Raw genomic sequence first — 5,316 nt, forward strand, 5'->3', positions numbered from 1 at the left:
GATCTAATCATTACAAATGTTACCTTTTTCACGAAAGTGATTATTACTTTTCCAAACTTTAAAAAACTTTTAAGATTACTTTTCCAAATCATGTCGATTAGAAAAGTAATCTAATTTTTTGTTTATGTATAAATATTGATGCGTTGAAATACTTTTGTTGGTTTTTCAATGAGTTAAAGATTTAGAGCAACTTTGTTGTACAACAAAGCGAATATATTATTCAGAGGCTTCTGCTTTTACCCACAACTATGTACGAAGCCTCATAAAAAGTAGAAAATACATAAAGGAGAAGTAGTATATGGGTCAGAAGGAAACAATTGTTGATTTATTAAAAACAAATGGGACCATGACACAGCTTGCCTTGGCTGAGGCCATCTATGGTGACAAGAATCATGGACCGAATATTTATAGTGCACTGATGGGGCTTGTCAATAGTGGTGCCGTTTTAAAAACAGGAAGTCAGCCGGCATATTATTCGCTGTCTGGTACTGACATTGTGATCCCTGCAAAGGTAACGCAGCCTAAAAAGGGAGTCTGGGATGTTTCCGTCGATGATGTTAAAAATCACGAAAGTGATCCGTCAATATCATGCGAAGTTGATCCGTCTTTTGTACCCAAAAATCAGGATCATCTTGAAGGGAAAAATTGAACCAAATTCAGTGTTTTCTTTTCTCTAATCCAAGGTCAAAGTGATCCTCTTAAGAGAGCTGCTGCTTCAACCTATAAAAACAAGCTAAGCAATTAATCTTTGCGGTAGTAATTATCTTGCTTTTGCAAGAGAGAATGTCAACTAATTCAATGTGTTGATTTTCTTTCTTTAAAATATGTGGCCTGAAAATATATACGTTTTCTATATTATTTGTTCAGTCCCTTCCATCTAAATCTTTACCCATGCAAATCAAGTCTATCTAAAGTAATTTTTAAAAATCATATCCTTATGATCTAAAAGGTATTTTTTAGATCAATTGGCGTTTTGCGCCATTTGAAGCATAGTTAAGAAATTCACGTCAGATACAATCTTAAAAAATTTTTGAGAGTATCTGTATGAATTTAAAATTAGCTTACCAATCCTTTTTTAGTAGAGTCATCAGCTTTATTGACCGATCGGTAAAGTCTGAGAAGAATCTTTTGAGAATGCCTTTTTTAAAGGATATGAGATCATCTTATATATATCTTGTATTTCTAAGCATAGCTGTATTTGCAGCAGTGTTGTTTCTTCTAGTAACCCCATTTGTATATCTGATGCAGCTTTTGATGCCTATTAGTGTTATAGGATGTGTTTATTATTTTAATAAAGACAAAAATCCATCAGTTGATAATATAAGTAACTTCTTTGTTCTTAGTATCAGACAGGTAGTGAACATTCTTAAAGGGCGAGCTCTTGATTTTGAATATTTGAAAGACTGCAGTCTTGTTTATCTTGGAAATGGATATGAGTTCAAGCCAAAACATTCAAGAGCTTTATATGATCTATTAAATGACGGTCTTACAAGCTCCTTTGATATCAGAGATGAGAACACACAGACAGGCTCAAATCAGATCCACAATTTAGGTAAAAAAGAGTGCAATAATGTTTTTATAAAAACAGGATCATTAAACACACATACTATGTTCTTTGGAACAACTGGTACTGGTAAAACAAAATTCTTTATTCTTCAAATCATGCAGGCAATTTTAAGAAATGAGGTTGTGATAGTTATTGATCCTAAAGCTGATAGAGAACTTAAAGAGCAGATTATTGAGTGTTCAAAGCTTTGTTTAAAGGAAAAGCAGTTTTATAGTCTTGATCTTAATGAGCCTGACAGTGCAAAACAGAGTTTCAATCTTCTGTCAGTTTGTAAGGATGAGTGCAAGATAGCAGAGCAGATCATAGCCTGCATCAGTAAAGACGATGATATGACATCGGATGCTTTTAAATCATATGCACAAAACGCCATCATGAATACTATTATTTCTCTAAAGGAGCTCAATTACGATCTGAACTTTGCAAACATCAAGAATCATCTATCTTTAGATACATACTATGAGGCCATAAAGGTGATGATGATTAAGTTTGTAGCATCCATAAATACCTATTATGCCTATGACTACACACAGAGATTTTTCAAAGGCATAGGAGAGAGTGTTACAAAACTGAAAACATCGCTTGTTGAGTATGGATTTGATGAATCGCTTTTTTCAAAGGATGCAAATAAAGATGATAGCCTGTATCAAGACAGCCTTGATGATGAAACATTAGAAAACAGTACAAAAAAGAAAAGAAGTGCATCAAAGTACGGTACTGTTTTATTTAAGGCTCAGGCATTAAGAAAACTGTATTTAGGACTTCTTGATAAATATGAGCTTAAAGGAGAGGATGAGTTCATATCAAAAAGTATTGAGACTGAAATTGATGGTGAAAAGGTGGTTTTAAATTCACCAGTTCTAAATCTTGATAAAGAGCGTGATCCTGCCATGCCAAAAAACAAGGTCACAAGAAACCTCAAGCTTGAGAGTCTTTTTGATCAGTGCATGATTGATGAGACATATTTTGTCAAAATGACAAACTCACCTGATGGTCTATTAAATGCATTAAGTCAGAACGGTTTTGACAGGATCTTAAATTCAAGAAAGAATGCAGTTGATATTAGGCAAATCTACAATGAAAGCGGTATTTTATATGTTTCTTTAAATTCACTTGTAAACAGGTTAAGAGCTGTAAGTGTAGGAAAACTTATTCTATCTGAGCTTACATCATTATCATCACTTATATACAACGCAGACGGTTCTTTAAATGCAACAGACAAAAGAGTGAATATCTTTGTCGATGAGGCAGGTGAAATCATAACTCAAGAGCTTGTCATGCTTTTAAACAAGAGTCGTGGTGCAAACTTTGCTCTTACACTTGCAACTCAGTCATATGCTGATTTGTGCAAGGATGCAGGTGAGTATACAGCATCAAAAATTCTTGATAACTGTAATAATCTTATATGCTGCAGAGTAAATTCAGAGCAGACAGCAATGCTCATATCAAGGCTTACAGGAAATACCAGAAAGAATGTTCATTCAAGAGGCTATTCTCAAAGCTCAGATACACAGGAGCTCTTAACTGGATTTAATCAGTCACACTCAGTTAGAGAAATGGACTGTGCCTTTTTTCCATATGATGCAATCATGCGTCTTCCAAATTTTGAGTATATAGCAAAATTGTCAGACGGAAGACTTGTCAAAGGCGTTTTTCCATATCTTGAAAAGATTGATTCAAAAAGCATTTTAAAAGAGCTTACAGAAAGTCAAAGACGCAAAAAGCAAGATGCTGTCACTAAAAACAAGTGTTCTAAAGAGTGCACTGACATGACTGATTCAGATGCAAATAAAGGCATATATGAAAGAGCATCAAATATTGCTGATAAAAAAGATTATAGCTTTAAAGACGAGTTTGAAAGCAAAGTGACAACTTCATTGCAATACTCATCAAAAAAGGCAGAAGAGCCACTGTCAGATATAAAAAATGAGCATTGTTTTAACAAGTCATATGAATCAGATAACAGAAAATCATCAAGCACAGCTTCAGTTTTAGCTAAAACTAATGGGGCTTTAGCATCTGATGATTCATTTATTTCACATATTCAATCCGATATTGAATCTTCTGATCTATATGATGGTTTTGATGATATCGATGACATACTGTCAGATAGCGGGCTTTTGAATAACTATGATTATGAGAATGACTGCTTTATAGGAAAAAGAAGCAAATCTGATGAAATACTCACCAAGGAATATCTATCTGGTATCTACTCAAGGTTTAAAAAGAAAAAAACAACTTATGAAAACAGACAAGAGAAAAATAATCTGACAAACATTGAGCAGAAATAAACTCAAATTTCCAAAAGATCATAAAAATCAAAAATAAACAACAACGATTAAAAAAACAAAAATAACAAAAAAATCACATAAAAATTACATGAAATCAAAATAATTTATTGAAATTAAACAAAAAAAACAAAATTTTAAAAAACAACATAAAAGGATGGATAGTTAGATAATTTTATACTGAGGTTTAAATGTTTTCAGTCATAGCCGAGAATTCAAAGCTGTTTTTAGGTGCTCTCATTATTATTTTCATGAGTTTGATTTTTACATCCTGCTGCTCAAGCTCATCATCTCAAAGCATATATCTTGGAGAAATTGAGACTGTCAGGAGCATATCAGGCTTTTTGTATGAATCAGTAAAACCGAATACAGAGTATTCATCAAAATCACTTCATAATATCATGAGACTTTTTAATACTGATAATCTCTTTCCTTTTGCATCAGTTCTAAAGTTAAGATTCACTGTCATACTGACAGGATTTTTTACCTACCTTGTATATGCGGCAAACTTCATTTCAGGAATGCTCTTTGGCAGATATCTGCTAAATTCAGTATCAGCAGGTTTTCTTTTCCTGTCAAGAATACGACTAATCTTAATGATTTGTGCTGTAACTGTTTTTAGTCTGTGTGTTTTTGTGATTTTTCAGCCGGTATTCTGCTCAATAGCATATCTTATGATCCTCTTTCCTCTTATTCCATTTTTCACTGGTATCAAATTTGGAATGTTCTTTTTCAACATCATAAAAAAGGAACTTTAAAGTGAAGGAATCAATTAAAAAAAGCTTTGAAAATATTGCAAGAACAGTATCAGACAATGATAGGTTAAACAGCCTTTTTAAATCTGCTAAAAGTGCTGATATATCCTTTATAAAAGAGAGAATGAGAAAGGTTAAAAGCTCTTTTTTTAGCATGCTTGTTCCAGAGGATTGTGACAGCTTAATTAATTTTGAAACAGACAAAAAAGATATTAAAGATACAAGCCACACAAATAATGAAGCTTTAAATTCATACTGCTTTGATGATGCTGATAATAATGAAGTTAAAGCAGATCCTCTCATTGAGCACAGAGCAAAAATTGTCAGCAAAGATAACTGTAAAAAAGACTGTAAAAATGACTGTAAAAGTGACTGTAAAAATGACAATAATAAAGAGCCTTTATGCCAGTCTGTCAGTAAAAATTCTTCAACTGCATCTTCTGTAAAATCAAAAGCAGATACTCAAAATACAGATGATGTTCTAACTGATAAGATAAGTGATAACAGCACCAACAGTAAGAGAAGTATTGGCAGTATCAGCAAGTCATCTCTTTTTAAAAGAAAGGATATCAGGATCACCTCTTTAAACTCACAAAGAGTCTTACGTGTATCATCAGTATCAGATCTTTTAAGGGAGAATATATATTTTACAAAGGCTATAAGGGAATTTTTAAAGGCTCCTGTTCATAATCTCAATTTCTATTTGAAC

At 32.8% G+C, this 5,316-nt stretch carries 4 protein-coding genes; all 4 read left to right on the top strand.

The window, feature by feature from the left end:
- The first annotated feature begins 298 nt into the window (after positions 1 to 298).
- Positions 299 to 649 (top strand): hypothetical protein, encoded by a 351-nt coding sequence (locus ACJML3_RS10420; RefSeq protein WP_406023016.1) that lies wholly within the window; start codon positions 299 to 301, stop codon positions 647 to 649.
- A 395-nt stretch (positions 650 to 1,044) separates the two neighbouring features.
- Positions 1,045 to 3,855: a TraM recognition domain-containing protein gene (locus ACJML3_RS10425; RefSeq protein WP_406023018.1), complete on the top strand. Its 2,811-nt coding sequence runs from the start codon at positions 1,045 to 1,047 to the stop codon at positions 3,853 to 3,855.
- Between the two features lie 188 nt (positions 3,856 to 4,043).
- On the top strand, positions 4,044 to 4,610 hold the full coding sequence (locus ACJML3_RS10430; protein WP_406023020.1) for a hypothetical protein: 567 nt from the start codon (positions 4,044 to 4,046) through the stop codon (positions 4,608 to 4,610).
- 1 nt (position 4,611) lies between these two features.
- Positions 4,612 to 5,316 (top strand): hypothetical protein (locus tag ACJML3_RS10435; RefSeq protein WP_406023022.1); only part of this gene is annotated, 705 nt, incomplete at its 3' end.

The organism is Succinivibrio sp. (genome assembly GCF_045124615.1).
GTDB classification, from domain to species: Bacteria; Pseudomonadota; Gammaproteobacteria; order Enterobacterales; family Succinivibrionaceae; genus Succinivibrio; species Succinivibrio faecicola.

Excerpts from the sequence above, each read along its gene's own strand:
- ACJML3_RS10420 (WP_406023016.1), top strand. The coding sequence starts at position 299 with ATGGGTCAGAAGGAAACAATTGTTGATTTATTAAAAACAAATGGGACC.
- ACJML3_RS10430 (WP_406023020.1), top strand. The coding sequence starts at position 4,044 with ATGTTTTCAGTCATAGCCGAGAATTCAAAGCTGTTTTTAGGTGCTCTC.
- ACJML3_RS10425 (WP_406023018.1), top strand. The coding sequence starts at position 1,045 with ATGAATTTAAAATTAGCTTACCAATCCTTTTTTAGTAGAGTCATCAGC.